Annotated in this window: 14 protein-coding genes; 5 read left to right on the top strand and 9 right to left on the bottom strand. The window is 46.7% G+C overall.

Annotation, left to right across the window (positions count from 1 at the left end; all coding sequences use genetic code 11):
* Positions 1 to 21: 21 nt before the first annotated feature.
* Complete coding sequence (locus tag ACJJIR_RS09590; RefSeq protein WP_413662143.1) at positions 22 to 1,662, bottom strand: acetolactate synthase large subunit; 1,641 nt, start codon at positions 1,660 to 1,662, stop codon at positions 22 to 24.
* Between the two features lie 304 nt (positions 1,663 to 1,966).
* Here ACJJIR_RS09590 and ACJJIR_RS09585 point away from each other — a divergent pair, with 304 nt between their 5' ends.
* On the top strand, positions 1,967 to 3,856 hold the full coding sequence (locus tag ACJJIR_RS09585) for a potassium transporter Kup (RefSeq protein ID WP_444908160.1): 1,890 nt from the start codon (positions 1,967 to 1,969) through the stop codon (positions 3,854 to 3,856).
* A gap of 195 nt (positions 3,857 to 4,051) precedes the next feature.
* Here ACJJIR_RS09585 and ACJJIR_RS09580 read toward each other — a convergent pair whose 3' ends face one another.
* The 3 genes from ACJJIR_RS09580 to ACJJIR_RS09570 all read right to left on the bottom strand — a co-directional run bounded on the left by ACJJIR_RS09580 (position 4,052) and on the right by ACJJIR_RS09570 (position 6,980).
* On the bottom strand, positions 4,052 to 4,879 hold the full coding sequence (locus ACJJIR_RS09580) for a DUF2059 domain-containing protein (protein ID WP_444908159.1): 828 nt from the start codon (positions 4,877 to 4,879) through the stop codon (positions 4,052 to 4,054).
* Positions 4,880 to 4,995: 116 nt separating this feature from the next.
* A complete protein-coding gene (locus ACJJIR_RS09575) occupies positions 4,996 to 5,787 on the bottom strand; it encodes a penicillin-binding transpeptidase domain-containing protein (protein ID WP_444908158.1) in 792 nt (263 codons plus the stop codon).
* Between the two features lie 290 nt (positions 5,788 to 6,077).
* On the bottom strand, positions 6,078 to 6,980 hold the full coding sequence (locus ACJJIR_RS09570) for a prohibitin family protein (protein ID WP_444897472.1): 903 nt from the start codon (positions 6,978 to 6,980) through the stop codon (positions 6,078 to 6,080).
* Between the two features lie 867 nt (positions 6,981 to 7,847).
* On the opposite strand from ACJJIR_RS09570, the gene biuH reads away from it, so the two are divergent.
* Positions 7,848 to 8,570 carry a biuret amidohydrolase gene (gene biuH / locus ACJJIR_RS09565; RefSeq protein WP_444908157.1) on the top strand — a complete coding sequence of 241 codons (723 nt, stop codon included), beginning with the start codon at positions 7,848 to 7,850 and terminating at the stop codon, positions 8,568 to 8,570.
* A 68-nt stretch (positions 8,571 to 8,638) separates the two neighbouring features.
* On the opposite strand, the gene ACJJIR_RS09560 is transcribed toward biuH, so the two are convergent.
* The 4 genes from ACJJIR_RS09560 to ACJJIR_RS09545 form a co-directional block, all read right to left on the bottom strand.
* Entirely contained in the window at positions 8,639 to 9,160 is a 522-nt protein-coding gene (locus tag ACJJIR_RS09560) for a DUF4166 domain-containing protein (RefSeq protein WP_444908156.1), read from the bottom strand.
* A gap of 120 nt (positions 9,161 to 9,280) precedes the next feature.
* Complete coding sequence (locus ACJJIR_RS09555) at positions 9,281 to 10,585, bottom strand: S8/S53 family peptidase (protein ID WP_444908155.1); 1,305 nt, start codon at positions 10,583 to 10,585, stop codon at positions 9,281 to 9,283.
* A gap of 257 nt (positions 10,586 to 10,842) precedes the next feature.
* Complete coding sequence (locus ACJJIR_RS09550; RefSeq protein WP_444908154.1) at positions 10,843 to 12,051, bottom strand: ABC transporter permease; 1,209 nt, start codon at positions 12,049 to 12,051, stop codon at positions 10,843 to 10,845.
* A complete protein-coding gene (locus tag ACJJIR_RS09545; RefSeq protein ID WP_444908153.1) occupies positions 12,041 to 12,778 on the bottom strand; it encodes an ABC transporter ATP-binding protein in 738 nt (245 codons plus the stop codon). The genes ACJJIR_RS09550 and ACJJIR_RS09545 overlap by 11 nt, the downstream gene beginning before the upstream one ends.
* An 86-nt stretch (positions 12,779 to 12,864) precedes the next feature.
* Between ACJJIR_RS09545 and ACJJIR_RS09540 the strand changes: the two genes are divergently transcribed.
* Positions 12,865 to 13,488 (top strand): DUF3299 domain-containing protein, encoded by a 624-nt coding sequence (locus ACJJIR_RS09540; protein WP_444908152.1) that lies wholly within the window; start codon positions 12,865 to 12,867, stop codon positions 13,486 to 13,488.
* A gap of 51 nt (positions 13,489 to 13,539) precedes the next feature.
* Here ACJJIR_RS09540 and ACJJIR_RS09535 read toward each other — a convergent pair whose 3' ends face one another.
* Complete coding sequence (locus ACJJIR_RS09535; RefSeq protein WP_444908151.1) at positions 13,540 to 15,765, bottom strand: S46 family peptidase; 2,226 nt, start codon at positions 15,763 to 15,765, stop codon at positions 13,540 to 13,542.
* A gap of 663 nt (positions 15,766 to 16,428) precedes the next feature.
* On the opposite strand from ACJJIR_RS09535, the gene ACJJIR_RS09530 reads away from it, so the two are divergent.
* Positions 16,429 to 17,151, top strand: coding sequence for a DUF1826 domain-containing protein (locus ACJJIR_RS09530; protein WP_444908150.1), 723 nt, complete (start codon positions 16,429 to 16,431; stop codon positions 17,149 to 17,151).
* 42 nt (positions 17,152 to 17,193) lie between these two features.
* On the top strand, positions 17,194 to 19,521 hold the full coding sequence (locus ACJJIR_RS09525; protein WP_444908149.1) for a TonB-dependent receptor: 2,328 nt from the start codon (positions 17,194 to 17,196) through the stop codon (positions 19,519 to 19,521).
* Positions 19,522 to 19,544: the final 23 nt, after the last annotated feature.

Here is a 19,544-nt window from a genome sequence, read left to right as displayed (position 1 = left end):
CTTACCCGAGCCGGCTAGCGCCTACAACTTACTCGATAACTCCCTAATTTCATGGTTCAGGATACGGTCGTTGTGACTGTAATCCACTGGCACATCCACGAGATGGACCCCACCCGCCCTACAGCATTTTTCTATCATCGGCTTAAACTCATCCGTGGCCGTTATTCTGTGGCCATGAGCACCATAGGATTTTGCATAGTCGACAAAATCAGGGTTACCAAAATCCAGACCAAAGTTATCAAACTCCATCATGGCCTGCTTCCACTTGATCATACCGTAGGCATCATCGCGTAAAATAAGTACGATGAGGTCAAGTTTTAAACGAACCGCCGTTTCAATCTCCTGGGAATTCATCATAAAGCCCCCATCCCCACAAATTGCAACCACACGGCGGTCTGGGCATACCAACTTGGCAGCCATTGCCGAAGGCAAGCCAGCCCCCATCGTTGCCAGTGCGTTGTCGAGCAGCACGGTATTCGGGGCTAAAGCAGGATAATTCCGCGCGAACCATATTTTGAACATGCCATTATCAAGCGCAATAATGCCCTTCTCCGGCATTACTTCGCGGAGATCCTTTACCAGTCGTTGCGGACGAATTGGGAAAGTGGTGGTATTTGAGCCCTCCTGGATGTGCTTTTGAAGCGCGGCACGGATACGGTGCGCATCGGTAAAGCTCCAGTGATCCTGGGGTTCCAAGTGCTGGTCCAGCTGCCACAAGCTGTTGGCAATATCGCCAACCACCTCTATCTGCGGAAAGTAGACCGGGTCCACCTGCGCTGAATTGAAGTTGATATGTACAACTTCCGGGCCACCGGGACGCATAAAGAAAGGCGGTTTTTCTACAACATCATGACCCACATTGATAATCAGGTCGGCCTGCTCAATGGCCCGGTGAACAAAATCCCCATCCGATAGCGCGGTGTTGCCAATAAAATGCGGGCCCGATTCATCAATTACTCCCTTGCCCATCTGAGTTGTGACCACCGGAATACCCAATTTGTCGACAAACTTGCGCAACATTTTGGCGGTTAATTTACGGTTTGCGCCTGCTCCCACCAACAGCAGAGGTTTACGGGATGCCTCAATCGCTTCTGCAGCTTTGCGCACTGCCTTCTCTTCGGCAATTGGCCTGCGGTTATAGCTGGGCTCCAAGACCGGCATGGTGGAGTGTTCACGGGCAATATCTTCAGGAAATTCCAAGTGGGTTGCCCCCGGCCGCTCCTCTTCCGATTGCCGAAAGGCTTCACGGACATGAGCTGGCACATAGTCGCCACCCACAATGGTCTTGGTGAACTTGGTGAGTGGACGCATCATGTCAACAATATCAATAATCTGGAACTGGCCTTGCTTAGAACTTTTGATAGGTTTTTGACCTGTGACCATCACCATCGGCATTCCACCGAGCTGGGCATAGGCTGCAGCTGTCACAAGGTTCGTGGCCCCCGGCCCCAAAGTAGACATGCAGACACCTGGTTTGCCCGTAAGCCGACCATAGGTAGCAGCCATAAAACCGGCACCCTGTTCATGGCGCGTGACAATTAGTTTTATCTTTGAGCCCCGCAAAGATTCCAGCATATCCAGGTTTTCCTCACCAGGAATCGCGAAGATATACTCAACGCCCTCTTTCTCTAGGGCACGAATAAAAAGGTCCGATGCTTTCATTGGGGAGGCTCCTGTAGTCCCGCCTTACTAACAATAAGATCCCCGCCAAAAGAGCTGTTTTTATAACTGCCTGACACGATTGCTCAATTACGCGGATACCTCTCTTACATCTCACTTTATCGGCTCATAAGTTTGCACCCTGCACAGTAGCTCACATGGTGCCTTAGCAATGTATTGCTAAGATCAGTCTCAGGGAAAATTAATTTCTTGCGCGCTGATACCCACCATCCAAGTGATGACAGCAAACTCCCTGATAAGTATTAAATCACTGCCTTTGTATGACACTGGATGATAAGAGTTGCAAATGGAATCTCGCTCAGAAGGCGCAAGAAAACACTGGGTTCTCTCACTTGCCGCTCTCGGGGTTGTATTTGGTGATATCGGCACCAGCCCACTCTACGCCTTTAAACTGATTTTCCACCCCCGGTTTGGAATTCCCCATAACACCGAGACCATTATTGGTGGGGTCTCTGCTGTCTTCTGGGCACTTACCCTCATTGTCACTATTAAGTACGTCATATTGGTAATGCGCCTGGACAACCGAGGGGAAGGTGGGATCATGGCGCTGATGACACTGGCCCTGGAAGCGACAAAAGGGCGAGAATTATTAAGAAAGCTTATTATCGGCGGCGGGATCTGTGGGGCGGCACTATTTTTTGGTGATGCCGTTATCACACCAGCCATCTCCGTTCTCTCCGCAGTCGAAGGACTGGAGATAGTCAACAAAACTCTAAAACCGTTTATCCTGCCAATTTCTATCGGCATACTCTTTGGATTGTTTTTTGTACAGCGCTTCGGCACCGAAACCGTGGGGAAACTGTTCGGCCCGATTACCGCCATCTGGTTCTTAGTTTTACTACTCGCGGGCCTTTACTGGGTGCTCCAGAACCCTGTAATCCTCCATTCCCTCAATCCCCTACATGCTTTGAGCTTCCTCACTAACCATGGCATGGCTTCATTCTGGATATTAGGTGCAGTATTACTGGTGTTTACCGGAGGAGAGGCTCTATATACCGACATGGGGCATTTTGGACGTATGCCTATAAGAATTGCCTGGATAGGTTTGGTGTTCCCCGCCCTGGTGCTGAACTATATGGGACAGGGCGCTCTACTTATTAGTGACACCTCTGCGGTAGACAACCCCTTTTACCGGATGTACCCGGACTGGTCGCTCTACCCAATGATTATTCTTGCAACTGTAGCAACCTGCATTGCTTCACAGGCCTGTATCTCGGGGACCTTCTCCCTGACAAAACAGGGGATCCAACTTGGCCTGATGCCCCGTTTCGCCATCCGCCACACGTCATCAGCACTCGCGGGGCAAGTGTATATGCCCGGTGTCAATTACCTATTAATGACAGCGGTAATACTGGTGGCAATTCTCTTTGGAAGCTCAGTCCACCTGGCCAGTGCTTATGGCGTATCAGTGAGTGGTGCAATGTTGATTACCTCCTTCATTGCAGCAATCGTGTATCGCCACTACCTCAAATACAACCTGATAATTTGCCTGGCCGCTGGTTCATTCTTTGCCTTTATTGATTTTGCCTTTGTCACTTCAAACCTGGCAAAGATTGGCCACGGGGGGTGGTTCTCTATTAGTTTAGCCGCCTTTATTGCGATGCTGATGATTACTTGGAGAGATGGAAAAAAAGCAATAAATTGTTACTTGCAGGGTAAGAATTATAAATTAGAGCCCTATTTAAACTCACTTTTTGATAACCCCCCATTGCGTGTACCTGGAACAGCAATATTTGTGGGAACCAATCAACTCTTTGTCCCTCATGCCCTGATATACAATTTGAAACATAATAGTGTCCTTCATGAAAAGAACCTTTTCCTAACCGTTACGTCGGCCAATACACCAAAAGTACTACCAAAGAATCGAGCAATCATTAGTAAGATCAGAGAGGGATGCTTCAGGCTAATCTTACGTTATGGATATATGGAACGCCCAGATGTCGAAGGGGCCATAAATAAACTCAACAAAATGCACCTTTTGGATATAGATCCAAGTAAGTCTTCTTTCTTTACCTGCCGATACAATATATTTCCTGTTAAAGGTGGCTATAGCAAAATGGCAAATTGGCGAGAGCGGATCTTTGCTGCAATGGTAAGGAATTCAAGCAGTGCTATTGAATATTATCGTATCCCGGCTAACAGGACTGTCGAAGTACAAGAGAATATAATGATCTGAATTGACAAGCTATTTTATCAAATAACTGACGAGCTTATGAAACTCACCTTAGAGTATAGAGAGAAATAGTTAAAACATGCTGATCATACCAGCCTGCTTCCTTTACGGCTAATATGGAAGCAGGCTGTAGGCCGAGGAACCCCTAAATATCTAATTAGAAAGCACAAAGATATTCAGGAGCTCCCTACCCCACAATCAGTTCGCTTCACTCTTAAGTATAGAGGCCATATCACCGGACCAACGGCCGATTACTTGTGTTAGAGCTTTATTTAGCCCTGCCATTGAAGAGGAGTTGAATTTTTTAGCTTCTGGTTGGCTCAAGAACTCCTCATATTTCGCTAGGCTTGCATCGTCGAATCCTTGATAAGTTTGCACGAAAGAGAGAGTTACAAATTGCTCAACATTTTGACGCATCTGGGGCTTCATTGCCTCCATTTGTGCCTTATAAGCATCTAGATTGATCTCTTGGCCGGGAGCCATCACTGCCATCACTGCGGAATAGACAGCAATACCCGTAGAGACCTGCATCTCCATCGCTATATCGGTAGCACCAACAAGCTGATCAATACGAGTTGCCATTTCAACGCGCTTTGTGTCAGCCATCAACTGCTGTGCATTAGCCATCAAATTCTGGAATGCCTCTTCAGAGCTTCCTTCCTCTTCAGCCTTAGTAATTTTCTTACCGATATCTGACTCATACCAAGCCAATAAGACCTCAACATCTTTATCGGTCAGAGAAGTACTCAGTGACGAGCGCACTTCTTCCATAATGATGGACGGTAAAATTGTATTATCTGCACTTTCAAGAATCTTTTGCAGTTTATCCTGAGGAATTGGTGCACCTTGCTGTACGCCTTCCGCAAATCCAGATTTTACTAGCTCAGGAAACCCCTCAACCTGCTTGGTGAAACCCGATACAAGCAGAAGCTTATCCAAATTGTCTGCTTTATCGGCAGCCAGGCATAATGAGCAAAAGGTGCTGATGAATAAAGCAAATATAACTTTTACAGCTTGAGTTCCCATAGGAAGCCCCATATGAAAGTGAATTTGATCGCCATTATGCCGATTGACTCACAACAATCAATCAAAAAGCCCTAACCATTGCAAAACAGACGTACCACAGCTTTGCTATAAAGAGCCTAAATAACCCCCAACTCAGATAGTTTCTTTCTGGCAATTTCAATTCTTTTCTTTTGTACTTCCCGAAAACTGCTGCCATCTATGTTAATCGCAAAATAATGAATATTGTTATTGGACTCTACAATTCCAATATACCAGCCTAAAGCCTTATTTTTAGCTATTGGCCCTCCTCCTGTTTTTGCATATAACTTATAGGTATCAGTCTCCTCTACCAGCATCACTTCTTTAATTTTATCTATAGCTGACTGCGATACAGGTAATTGACCAGTAAATAAACGTTCCAGGAAGTCTACCTGCTCCAACGCGGATATTTTGATACTCTCATTGAGCCAGAAGGTATCAATACCAGACGAAGCATCCCGATTACCATAATTAAAACCTGCCAAATACTGATTCATTCTCTTAGCGCCAATCTCCGTTGCTAATTGCTGATAGATCGGAACCGCTGAATTTTGAAATGCTTCGCGAATTGTCAAAGGTCTTTCTGACCAGATTGTAGGCCACCACCCTTTAGCCGGGTATTTGTCATGATTATAGGTTAGCTCTTGTAACAGGTTCTCAACTAAACCCAAGTCAAGTGCAATAAGGGTATTGGGAACCTTAAAAGTAGAGAATGGTGTGAACTGCTTGGCTGCCCTCTCCCTATTAATTACCGTATATTCTGAGGTCCGACTATTCTTGAGCACAAAAGTACATAACTCGCTACATGAGCCCCCATCTTTTGCAATCACCGAGTTGCTGACACCAAAAACCAATATTGCAGCAGTGATAAACCATATAAAGTGTTTCAACCGGAATCTCCTTGATTTAGAGTGCGTGATACCCGAGGAACATCAATAAATTTAATCCGGATAAACTGGGTAATTAGCACACCGAAAAGTACCTTTCGGATATTGGGAGGAGTTACTTGGCAAGTCAAGTAACTAAGAGACCAACAAACAGTCCTTATTAAGTAATAACTGTACCATCATTTAGAATTTAGGAAATACTGCCAACTGAACAAACTAGGCTTGGCGTTTCCTATTGATAAACGCCAAACCTTTTGTGTAAAAAGCGAGCAAAACTCTAGCTTTGGGCCATCTTAATTTCTGCGGTCTGAGTTATTCCCCATATCCCATAAAATTGGCTGATCGCCACCCATAATCGTTGAAGGCATTTGACCATTCCATTGCTGCGCGCGGATATATTCAACCAAGGTATGGTTTCTGGCAATCGCATCAGCTTTTGCTTTAATCGCTGCGGCTTCCGCTTCCCCTTTCTCCAGAATCGCAAAAGCTTCCGCCTCGGCCTCTACACGAATCTTATGGGCTTCACCATCTGCTTTAGCTTTGGTGGCATCACGGCGCGCATTAGCAGTATTAACCTCACGTTGCGCTTCCAGCTTTTGACGTTCCAATTTGTGCTTTTCGGCAGCCGCCAGGTTCAACTCTGTCTGCTTGGTTTCAATAGATTGGATGTACTTGGGAGGCAAGCTGATGCTCTCAATCTGTACATCTCCCAATTCCATAGGCAACCCCTTGGTTTCCTCCTCCAAGAGCTCCTCAATCCGTCGAATTGCTGCATTCCGGTTCTGGATAATCTGCTCTGCCTTGAATTCAGCCAGACCAGCTTTACTGGCGCTTCTCAGCCTGGGATCGAGAATCCGCTGTTCAAATTGTTCCAATCCGCCATATTGCTTATACAAATCAATGGCTGCACTGCGAGTTACGGTCCAGTTCACCGCAGTCACTGCTTTTAACGGCATTTGTTCTGCGGTGGCGGCATTCATCGTCTCAACATTTTTCCGAGTTCTCACTTCGATTTCGACCACATTATCCATAAATGGGACTTTCGTATGAATTCCAGGATCAACCTGTGAGATTGCCTTACCAAATCGCTTTACAATTCCTACGTGCCCCTCGTCAACCGTGAAAACAGTCCCCATGGCGATAGGAATAATCAGTAATGCAACACCAGCGAAAATTCCCTTCTTAAGATTTTCCACAAACTTTCCTTTAACTACTTACATCCAAAAACGGTTCTTAAGGAGCCTCTGAGTAACTCCGTGATGCCTCTGGCATGCAGAGCGGTTCACAATCAAGGCGCGGCTTCGCAGGAATGTCTAGACCTTTCAAGAAGTCGCAACGCGGAGTGTGAATCGCTCTGCAAGCCCCGAAGGGCGGGCCTTGAAGGCCGCATATGCTGCGTTGCAGCTCTTGCAAAGGGCTACGGCCATTCGCGGCGAGCTGCGCCTAACATCTGCAACCTTCAAGACCCGCAGAGGTATTACGTAGTTACTCAGAGGCTCCTTAACTTCAAAGATGAATACATAAGCGGATATTCTTTAATCCCTATATTTCTAAACCAGAAGGGAGTACCAAATAAGCCCCACTAAAATTCACTCAAAATGACCCGCAGGATAATATAGATAATTTTTCAATAAAAAAAGTGTGACGTTTCACTTCCACATATCAGTGGAACGAACTCTTTGAACCGAAATATAGAAGTAAGCTTCAACTATCCAACCGTGATCTTGTTTGTAGATATTTAGCGCAAAATAAAATCGCACTCGAAATTTCATATGCTAGATATACGAATAAAGGCGGCCTTTTAAATTTGATCAAATAGTTGAAGAGAAACGAATACACAAAATATATGTCGCAATGTTTTGGCCTTTCATGAACAAAAGATATAGGAGAGATACGCCTAAACCCACTACCAGATGAGCATTCATTACTTATGTGGATTCGGTCATACCTCACCTAAGCAAGAATTGTGCGCCCAATAAAGTCTTACCAATCAATCAAGCTCTCAATCAACGCTATTATCCATTGGCAATCACTTTCTCTATCAATAAGTAGAGGCCTTGACAATGAGCACTTCAGATTCATCGGACAAAAATGGCCCTGTCGAGGCCACCCCATACAAGTGGCCATATAATGGGGATCTCAGGCCAGAAAACACCACTCTCGTGGTTATTGACATGCAGGTGGACTTTTGCAGCCCCGGCGGCTATGTCGACAAGATGGGATATGATCTGGAGGCAATGCGCAAGCCCATCGAACCCATCCAGCAAGTATTGAATGCGATGCGGGCAGAAAACTATCACATTATGTACACCCGGGAGGGGCATCGCCCCGACCTTTCTGACCTCCCTCCAAACAAACGCTGGCGCTCACGACAAATTGCTGCGGGTATCGGCGACCCGGGACCATGTGGACGTATTTTAGTCAGAGGGGAACCTGGTTGGGACGTGATCCCTGAACTAGCGCCCAAAGCTGGTGAGGTCATTATTGATAAGCCAGGCAAAGGTACCTTCTTTTCTACAGACTTCGGGCTAATACTCAAGCTTAAAGGGATCGATAACTTGATTCTCGTGGGCGTTACAACCGACGTATGCGTACACACCACCATGAGGGAAGCAAATGATCGAGGATTCGAGTGCCTGCTTCTATCAGACTGCACTGGGGCTACCGACATCGGCAACCATGAGTCGGCTCTCAAGATGATTACTATGCAGGGAGGTGTCTTTGGCGCTTATACAGATAGTCAGAAACTCCTGAAGGGACTAGCGGAAGCCTCTAATACCAGGTAAGTAAATCATGTATTGTTGTTGGGGAAGAGCTTGTTACTGAGATCGCTCTTCCCTAATGGCATTTTAAATCAAGCGGGCTCCGTAATTTTCAGATCGCCAGCATATGATAAAATGAACCCCACTAAAAACATGTGCACACTGACACTGAACTGATACTGCCCTTCACTCTCTGTTTCATAAGCCTTGACTTTGGGCCAAAGAAATTTTGGCAAAGCTATACCTAATAGCTTCGTTTTCGAAAACTGATATTCAAGTGCTCCGTTGACATTATGAGCGGTAAACTGCATTTCCAAAGGGCCGAGCCTTTCCACCAGATAATTTTTTTCTGAATAAAATGATGAGCTCATCTTGAACCCATCGAAATCTCTCACCCAATCCATCCGATCGGAAAAGTGTCCACAATCAACAACTAACTGCGAACTTGAACTCGCCTTCGGGAATCTAAATATTGAACAAATAGTATTCGCAATAACCCCACCTCGTTTGACGACAACAGAACCCTCATACCTCTTCATCCCAGTGTGTGCAAATTGCAACAGTGGAGATAATTCATTGAATGAGGACCCCATATGAGCGGAAAGTATGTTCAATATTCACTCCTATTCCTATTCACTTCCTTTACCCACAGTACCATCTATACAGGTAACTGGCAGGCTGCAAATATTCAACCTGCCAGCGCACTCTCATTCAACTCGATGACTAAATCAAGCTTATTTGCTATTCGCTCTCAGAATAGCGCTCATAGCCCGGTGGGCGTCAACGAACCCAAGCCCGGTGTTGTGATCACCTAGCCAACTGCGGCGAGCATTATCTTTCAATGACTTGCTCACTAGTTGAGCAGCTTCTACCCTGCTAAGGCCGTAGTAGTCTGCCATTTCAAGGAGCAATAGGCTGACAGCCGCTAGTTGAGGAGCGGCAAAAGAGCTACCAGACTCAAAGTTTTGACTGGAAGCTGAATATACTGCATCGCCGGCAATAGCAAAGCTCTGCTTAATAGCCAAGGGGTTGTAACCCGGAACCGTCGCCGTAAGTGAGATCTCATTTGAGAATGGCTGGAGGTTGATTGCAAAAAACAAATTCTCAGCACCGGCCTGCCCTTCATTCTGAGCAAGGAATGCCCTGATTAAATCCAGGTCATAGGTAAAGAAGCTGCCGAGTGGTGGTAGCTCCAAGCGCTCTCTGACATCGGTGTTGTTATGCTCAAGATCTGTACCTGTATTCCCCAGTGACTTGGTAAAAATCTTACTTTGTAAAATAGCGGAAAGATGCTCTGCAAACTCTGGGTCGAGTTGGTCATTGGTGATATGAAATGCACGGCTCATATTGATCACACTAATGTCATCTCGATACCGCATATAGGCCATTGCATCATTATAAGTTTTGCTCTCGGCACTAACGGGTACAATAGTCGCCTTCGGAGCAATATCCAAAATGATATCAATTACGGTGTTACCATGAAGGAAAGTGATGGGATCACCAAAGGCAACTTCCGCTTCAATATTGGGATACTGTTCGCGCTGCTCTTGTAAGCGTGTCGGATCAAACAAATCAAAGACAGCAATTACCATACCCTCGCCATCAAAGCGCTTAGTCAAAATTTGCTGTTTCAGTTTATAACCGGGCACATGGGGAAGCAGTAACTCATTAATCGCCAACCTGAATAGATTCAGGTCGGCAATAGCGGCATCAAATTCCGGCCTATATTGCTTCTGGTAATCTTCTGGCTGAAACGTGTATAGAAGCTCAGCTAATACAATAAATTCTGTGATTGACTGCCCCCACTTGTGCATCAGTAATTCTTCAACCATGTAGTGGGATTTTGCCATTCCCGAATATTGATCAAAATCAGCTGCCAGATACTCTTCAATAATTGGAGTTACCGGCTCTTCCCAAGGCCAGGGGGTTAATTCTTTCACAATCTCTAAGGAATCTCTGGCCTGCTCAATATCTGGGGTTGAAGCAAATATATTGAGGCTACCCAGCAACATTAAGATTGTTAGTATTATCCTATTCAAAACTATTTCCTTGTCATGAAAAATTATTAGATAGTGTTTGTAGGCTGCTACAAGCCACGGGATATAAATAGTCCCAGTGACAGGAAAAGCTCGCAGCCTGGAAATAGGATCACGAATGGTGTGGAAAGGCAACAAAGCAAATATATATAGAAATTACAAAGCTAATATCGCCCATAAAATAAAAGATATTCGGTTACCTCTGACATCAAAATCTAGAGAAAGTCTTACTCTGAATTTGGCTCCGCCTCATCTTCTAGTCAATGCAGAAGATCACTATCCCCCAAAGACTGGCGGCATGCACTTATAGCGGGAATAGCAGCCACAATTAATGTGCTTACCAGTACTAAAGCTAAAAGCACAATCGTATGTTCGCCTATAACAACGCCGTCCAAATAGATTCCAAATTTATCTGTCAGAATTGGCTCAACCAGCCAGCCTCCCATTATCAATCCAGAAACAGCAATTGTCGCACCTAAAAGTAAAACCAAAAATGCCTCAGTCTGGATCAATAGGAATAAAAACAAAGGGCCAGAACCTACAGTTCTCAGTAGTGCTATCTCCAGTCTGCGCTCGCGCATCGTGGAAAGTAGTAAGATACATAAGCCAAGTAATGCAGCCAAAACCACCATAGCTGAGACAAAAAATAATACCTTTTCTATACCACCGGATATCTGCCAAAGCTCCGATAGTGCAATGCCCGGCAATATTGCCAGCAGCGGCTCCTTCGAATATTCGTTTATTTTTCTCTGTACCTGAAATGTAGCTATAGGGGAATTAAGCCCGAGTAAGAAGGCAGTAATGTTATTAGGCACCAGATCATCGTGCTCCGCATCAGCACCATGAACGGCTTCCAGTCCCGCCAAGCTTACATAGAGTGCTCGATCTACTGGTGTACCAGTAGGCTTGAGTATGCCACTAACGATAAAGGGGTTTTCACCATGCTCTGTGAAGCGCGTTCCAACCAAACCGTGCGCCAATGTGAGAGTGTCATCAAGTTGGTAGTTGAGTTCCCGAGCGACCTCCGCCCCCAATATGACACTAAAAGTATCGATAAAATTCTGGCCGGTTGATAGCTCCAATGGCCTCTTATTCCCATACCGATAGTGATCGAGAAATCCCGTTGAGGTTCCCACCACCCTGTAACCTTGGTGCGAATCCCCCAGGAATAGGGGTATCGCCCAACGTACCTGGGGTAAGTGAGTAAGTTCCTGGTAGCTATCCCATGAAATATGATTGCTGGCATTCCCAATATGGAATACGCTGTATAACAAGAGATTCAATTGTCCCGTAGGCGCCCCAACAATAAGGTCTACCCCTGACACAGTTCGACTAAAGCTGTTTTTAGTATGGCTTCGCAACTGCTCGATCCCCAACATTAGAATCAAACTGATTGCTACAGACAATACGGCCAGTGACACACTACCCTTACGCTGCATCAGGCTTTGCCAAGCAAGTTTAAAAAACATCGGCTAAAGCCTCCGGTGCAGTGTCCCACTCGGGCCTAAGTTTCCAGGCAATATTTATTTCGCGCATATCCATAACCAGAGGGAAGTGTCGTTCCAAAGAGCTATCGTGGCTGACAAAGATCAGAGTGCATTTCTTTTGCTGACATGCAGTCATCAACAACTGGACAAAAGCATCTCTCGCTTCAGGGTCCAAAGCAGATGTAGGCTCATCAACCAGCAATAACTGCGGTTCATTGATCAATGCCCGCACGATTGCCACCCTCTGTTGCTGTCCGACACTCAAGCTGGCCACTTTCTTGGGTAAAATTTCCTCTCCTAAACAGAGTCCCGTTAGCAGCTCATTAACCCTGCCGCGAAAATCGCCACGGAAACCAGAAAAGTGGGTAGCGACACGAATATTGTCCTCCACACTCAAATAGGGAATTAGGTTAAAGCGCTGAAATACAACGCCAATATGTCTCGCCCTGAAGCGATCCCGCTTGCGCTCACTCAGTGTACCCAGTGGTTGACCCAGAACCTTAAGGCTTCCAACTTTTGTCGACAGAATACCGGCCAGGAGGTTCAGCAGTGTTGATTTACCACTACCGGAGCGGCCACGTAAAAATACCTGCTCACCGACAGGTACTGACCAATAAGGGACCTCTAAAACCGAAGGACCTGTACGATAGGCGAAGCGCAGCTGCTCCACTTCAACCGCTAGTTTCAATTTCGTAGTGAAAGCATTCATCTTGCACCTCATTTGCAGCATGGATTTTTGCAAACAGATATATAATGATATATCAAATCATTTAATACGATAAATAAACCCCAGCCATGAACAGATATCTCTTCTCATCAGCCTGCACCCTGGCAATCGTACTACTCGTAGCTGGCTGTGATAGCCCAGTTGAAACCAATCAAGTTTCAGCGCCAGTCGCTGAAGATACTCAAGTCAAACAGGTAAGTATCAGTTATCGTGAAGTCAGCTGGGAAGAGTTAATCCCAAAAGATGATCTGGATGCGTTACTCAACCCACCAGAATACATAGATGATATTGTTGAAGGCTCCACTGCCGACTCAATGCCTAACTCATCAGCTATTGCCACTACGAGCGAAAATGAAAGCCGCTACCAAGCCGCTTTGACTTCCACCCGAATAAAACCAGAGTTCGACAACCAACAGATACGTATTGCTGGGTTTATAGTTCCAATTGAATTCAATGACGAATTAACAATTTCCAATTTCCTTTTTGTTCCCTACTTCGGAGCCTGTATCCACCTGCCGCCCCCACCCCCAAATCAGGTTATCCATGGCAGTTTTCCTGAGGGAGTTCAAGTTGACGCTCTGTATGAACCTTTCTCTATAGAAGGGAAACTGAGAACATTGAAAATAGAAAGCGAGTTCGGAACTGCGGCTTACAGTATGGAAGTGGATAACATTCAACCTTACACAGAATAATGTCCCAGGCGAGCGCTGCTCACCCGAGGACACTACTTCATCGATTGCCGGCTATTGGCCCATCTCCCGAACCAGGTATCCGGCACCGTCGATATTCTCCATTACCCAGAGAATGTAAGCGATGTCGACATGAATCGCCCGGGTGCTATCGGTGAAGTCCCAATCAGCATTGATACTATCGTAGGTTCCGTCAAATACGACTCCCACCAGCTCGCCGCGACCATTCATTGTCGGAGATCCTGAGTTACCGCCCGTAATATCTACGGTACTTAAGAAATTAACCGGCACCGAATCCAGCTGCTTTTCATAGTAACGGCCATAGCTCTTCTTATCGATAGCTTCCATCAAAGCCTTAGGGGCATCAAAGGGAGCCTCACCTGTGTACTTGGCCTTAATGCCACGCAAAGTTGTAAAGGGTACAAAACCTTGCTTACCGTCATTGCCGTCAGCGGCCTTCTTAATCGTACCTGGTGGTGGCTCATAGCCTTTGACCAAACCATAGGTCACGCGGAGGGAGCTATTTGCATCAGGATAAACCGGCTTACCCAGTGAGTGGTAATAATCAATCAGCATTTCCATATACTGTGGGCGCAACTGAGCAAAGCGACCTTTCATGGACTCCTCATGCTCTTCACGCGTAAGCATGTCTTCGTACATGGCCACTGCCAGCTGGATAAACGGGTCTTTGCTCTCTATAAAGTCTTCAGGCTTTTTACCTATCCATGCTTCACGTACCTCGACATCGGAAAGCTCTGTTTCCTTATACATTTTGTCGAGTGTTGCCTCTAAGTCTGTATTGCCTTTGCCGATGTTCAAGAAACGATCAAAGCTGGCTATACGCTGCTCCTTCGGGAGTGCCTGGTAACGGTCCAGGAAGTAGAGCCAGATCTGTTTGTCGACTGATGGATGATAGCTGCGTTCAATACGACGCATGCCCTCTGTGAATCGGGTCAGATCCCTTTCCTGATAACCCGGCTTGCGCTTAGCATCAGGTTTTTCGTTCTCTTTAGCCAAACGATACAGTTTGCTCGCGGCACCCAGCATAGCTGAACGATCCATATAATCGATGGCGAGATCCTGTTCACGGGTTGATTCTTTTTCTACAACCAGTGCCTCAAGGTCATCAATAGTAGACTGGTATTTTTTCTGGCGGGCTTTGTCTGAATCCACCCAGGCCTGCAAATCTTTTTCCAGCTTTTCTTTACGCTGCAATAGATCGCTACGCTGGTATCCCTCCATCATGCCGGTAAAGTTTTTAGAGTAATTATTCAAGCCTGCCACGAGACTGGCATACTTTAACTCTGCATCTTTATTGTCGGCGGTAGCCGTACCAATCGTTTCTGACCACTCACCCAATACCCGCTGCATGTTTGGGTAATACCAATTGAAGTTACTTTCCACTTCCTGGGCGGTGCGATAGCGATTAGTGCGGCCAGGGTAACCGGCAACCATCACAAAATCGCCTTCCTTAGGGCCTTTTGCCGCTACGGGCAGGTAGTGCTTGGGCTCGTAAGGGACATTATCTTTAGAGTAATCGGCCGGTTTACCATCTTTACCCACATAGGCACGGTAGAAGGCGTAATCGCCGGTATGGCGAGGCCACATCCAGTTATCGATATCGCCACCGAACTTTCCGATCGAAGATGCCGGCGCATGGACCAAACGCACATCGCGGATTTCCAGTTGCTTGACCAGGTAGTAATTCAAACCGCCGTAGTAGCTATAAACCTCACAGCGATGCCCCGGCTCTTTCTCACACTCGGAAACCAGCGCTTTCTCTGCTTCTTCGATTGCGGCAAAACGTGCAGCACCATCCATCTCATCAGTCAGGCGCTCATTAACCTTATCCGTCACTTCGTTCATTGCAACGGTGACATAGACACGGGAGCCAGGTGCAGCAGGCAACTCTTCCGCTAAATCCCCGGCCAGGAAACCTTCCGCCAGTAAATCCTTGGATTCAGTTGAATTGTATGAAATTGAACCGTAGGCGCAGTGGTGGTTGGTAATCACCAATCCCGTGGGAGAGACAAAGGAAGCGGAACACCCCCCCAGGCTAATCACCGCATTCATAGGGAATTCAGTAAGCTTGGTCATGCTGGCTGGGTCCAGCTCGAGGCCATGACTGCGAAGCTCCTTGGACAATTCAGGCAACTGGTGAGGCTGCCACATCCCCTCGGTCGAAACACTTTCTTTCTCTGCAGCAAGGCTGGAGTAACTGGCTCCAGCGAGTAGTGCAGCAGTTGCAACCCCGTAAACAATAGAATTATTTATTTTCATATTTACTCAGCAATATTTAAATAATAACAGGTGAGCTTTGGATGTTTCCCAACACTAACCCTGTTTTTTGCGGCATAAACACCGAAAATTCACCTACAAACACAGCAAGCTGACAGAGTAACATACCCTCTTCGGCTGTAGACCAACACGAATCTGAGACCTTACTTGAAGCCGGCCAATCATCGCCATTATTTTCCTGGCTCTTCCACCCAATTTGGATAAACCACAAAGATACGATTGATACACTATATCATTTTAGATCCACCAGATCTGAGTAAAATGTAAGTTGCGCCGACAACAAGAAAGATATTTGCGATAAACAGTATGACCCTCTGTGAGATATCGCGAAGTAACTCACTACCCGTAAGCACATACCCGCACACCTCAGAAAGCCTATTCCTGTTACAACATCCACCGTCTCATCCCAACGACCGACATCAGCTCGATCATTTTGACTCCAAAACCCCTCTTCCTCTTCAATACCTGGAGGTTGCCTAATCTCACCAACCCAAATATGATACGTTATATCATCTCCACAACTGAAGATTGAACGCTTTCAGCCAGGAACCTCACTAACACCCTGCTCTCGCTCATTAAGAGCAAAGCAAATAAACAATGCGGAAAACATTTTCGCTAGCCGAATTTACTTAAGAGGAGCATATCTTGAGCCTGATTTACTCTAACGAAAGAAGCCGTGAGCCACTGATTACACAGGTAAATAATGCGGAGCTGGTTCCACTTGGAAAAGGAGTATCTGAGGTAAAGGAGCCAAATACCCGCCGGTCTGTGTCTGCAGATACCGGAGAAATTTTGGCAGATATTTTCCAAACTGATATCAATATGGCTATCTGGCAAAGAGAACTGCCCAAAGACATAGCCTATAATTGCCAATCTCTTCTAAATAGCGCTGTGCATCCCAACCGCCGGATTCTGCTTCCCACCACCAAGATTGACCGTCTCGCTGAAGTATTACCGGAGCTTAAGCCCTACCCGCACCTATGTGCTGATATCCAGCTACTGGCAGATATGTTCAGTTACCTGTTTGAGTTAAGCGGAGTCGGCATTCGCTTAACAACCTTAAGCGGTGCAATGTGCCCCAAATTTCACGTAGACCGAGTGCCTTGCCGATTGATTACAACCTATTTGGGCACCGGGACAGAGTGGCTGACACCAGACTCTATTGACCCTCATACACTCGACTTGAAGGCCAACCAGGAATTTCCTTCAACTTCCATCAATCACCTGGCATGCGGCTCGGTTGCCCTACTCAAAGGTGAACTCTGGGAAGGCAATGAAGGATTCGGCCTAATCCATCGCTCACCCAGTGTCGATCCCGGCCAACTGCGACTACTGCTCACTTTCGATTTCGGGTCCGCCAACGAGTAACTAGCGTGCACTTGGACGTAAAAATCTTATAAGGAATAACTCATGAAACTTACTGCGAACCTTTTCGCACTGATGACCCTATCTAACCTGGCCCATGGGATTTCCGGCCAGGTATTAGATTCTTCTGGAGAGCCCATCTATGGCGCTAGTATTGAAGTCGCGGGAAGTAGACAGCAGGCACAAACAGATGCGCAGGGCCGATTTTCACTTGAGGTGAATACTTCACAGCTCCGCGAGATCCATATCAATGCCCCGGGGCACAGCCATAAGACAGTAATTTTACAAGCTGGTCAGGATGAGCCCCTGAAGGTTACCTTGCAACACACTGTTATCGAACAAATTGACGTAACAGCCACACCATTACATGCTTCCACCATTGAATCAGCACAACCAGTAACAGTGGTAGCCGGCGAAGAGCTGCGTCGAAAACAAGCCTCCACTTTGGGAGAAACCCTCAAGAATGAAGTAGGGGTTCATTCCAGCTACTTTGGACCAGTAGCCAGTAGCCCCATTATCCGTGGACTCAACGGCCCCCGCGTTCTGATTACCCAAAATGGGCTCGATAGCGCCGATGCCTCCCGAGTTGGCCCAGACCATGTCGTCGCCACTGAGACCATTACTGCAGAGCAGATAGAAATCCTGCGGGGGCCTGCCACTTTATTTTATGGTTCAGGAGCCATCGGTGGCGTAGTCAATGTGGTAGATGAGCGGATCCCTACCTCTAGTGAAAACAGGACTGCTTATTCGCTGGGAAGCAATACCGTGGCAGATGAGCGCGAAGCCTCGCTGGCTCATACCGGCGGCAATGATCAGCTGGCGTATCACGTGGACAGCTTCTGGCGCAAAGGTGACGACTATGAAATTCCCACCTCAAGCGACTATGGCGAAGAATCCAGTGGGGTATTAGAGAACAGTGACTCAAAAAGCAAAGGGTTCAACATCGGTGGCAACTGGTTTTTAGATAATGGTTCAATCGGCCTTGCCTATGGACGCCTGGAGCGAATTAACGGTATTCCCGGGCACAGCCATTCGCACGCTGAAGAACATGAGGAACACGAGGAAGATGAGTCAGAGCATCATGACGAGCATGAAGAAGAGTTAGAAGTAGTCTCTGACTTGAAACAGGACCGCTGGCAATTGGCTAGCGAAATGTCACTGGATAACCCATGGTTGAGCGGCCTGGATGCCAGAATTGGCTACACAGACTACGAACATTCTGAGATCGAAAACAACGCTATCGGTACGACATTCAGTAATCAAACACTGCAAGCACGGGTCAACCTGCTGCTGCAAGATATGGCCGGCTGGCGTGGTGCAATAACCCTGGAAAGCAAAACCACCGATTTTGAAGCAATAGGCGAAGAGGCGTTCACTCCGCCGAGCACAACGGAAAGCTCAGCGATTGGGCTAATACAGGAAAAGCACACGGGAGAGTTCCTATGGCAGTTAGGAGCCCGAATCGAAAGAGTCACTATCGAAGCCACCGATGATGACTGGGAGGGGGGAAATCTCGATAAGTTAGCTTTCACACCCTTTAGCTTTTCTGCCGGCTTGGTCTGGGACATTGCCGCTAATTACAATGCCGGCATCTCTTTTACCCACGCCCAACGAGCACCCAGTGCCGCTGAACTTTTTTCTTATGGTCCCCATATTGGCACCAGCACCTTCGAAGTCGGCGCACTATTTAGACTGGATGACACAGAAGAGCCCTATTTTTACTACGAGAACAATGTTGAGGAAGAGGTTTCCAACAACATTGACCTCAGTTTTCGCCGGCATTCCGGAAATATCGGCTGGGTGCTGAATCTATTCTACAACCAGGTTGATAATTTCTACTACGAGCGAAATACGGGCTACACCAGCGAAGATATTGAAGAGCATGGTCACGATGAGGAAGAAGAGAGTCACAATCATGGCGAATTACCCGTTTATGTCTTCGATCAAGCTGATTCGACACTCTACGGGCTAGAAGCTGAATTTGCCTGGCAAATATCCAAGCCACTCACATTAACACTGTGGGGAGACACTGTTCGTGGAAAGTTAGATGACGGAGGTAACCTGCCTCGCACTCCACCTGCACGATTGGGCGGTATGTTAAGTTATAGCTCCAATGGATGGGATGCAGGAATTGAGATTACGCACGCGTTTGAGCAAAACAAAGTATCAGAACTGGAAACCAGCACCGCTGCTTACACACTTTTGAATACTGAGCTTGCATACACTTTTCAAGGAAGCCAACACGACCTCACCGTTTATCTGAAGGCTAACAATCTAACTGACGAGTTAGCTTACGTGCATTCATCCTTCCTAAAGGAACTTGCTCCACTGCCGGGGCGGAACTTTAATGTTGGATTGCGAGGCATGTTTTAGTCAGGGAAAGGCTTTAGTCAATC

The organism is Microbulbifer maximicatervae (SeqCode) (assembly GCF_052467385.1).
The sequence above is the reverse complement of the archived record's forward strand: the minus strand, read 5'-3'. Positions and strand labels throughout refer to the sequence as shown.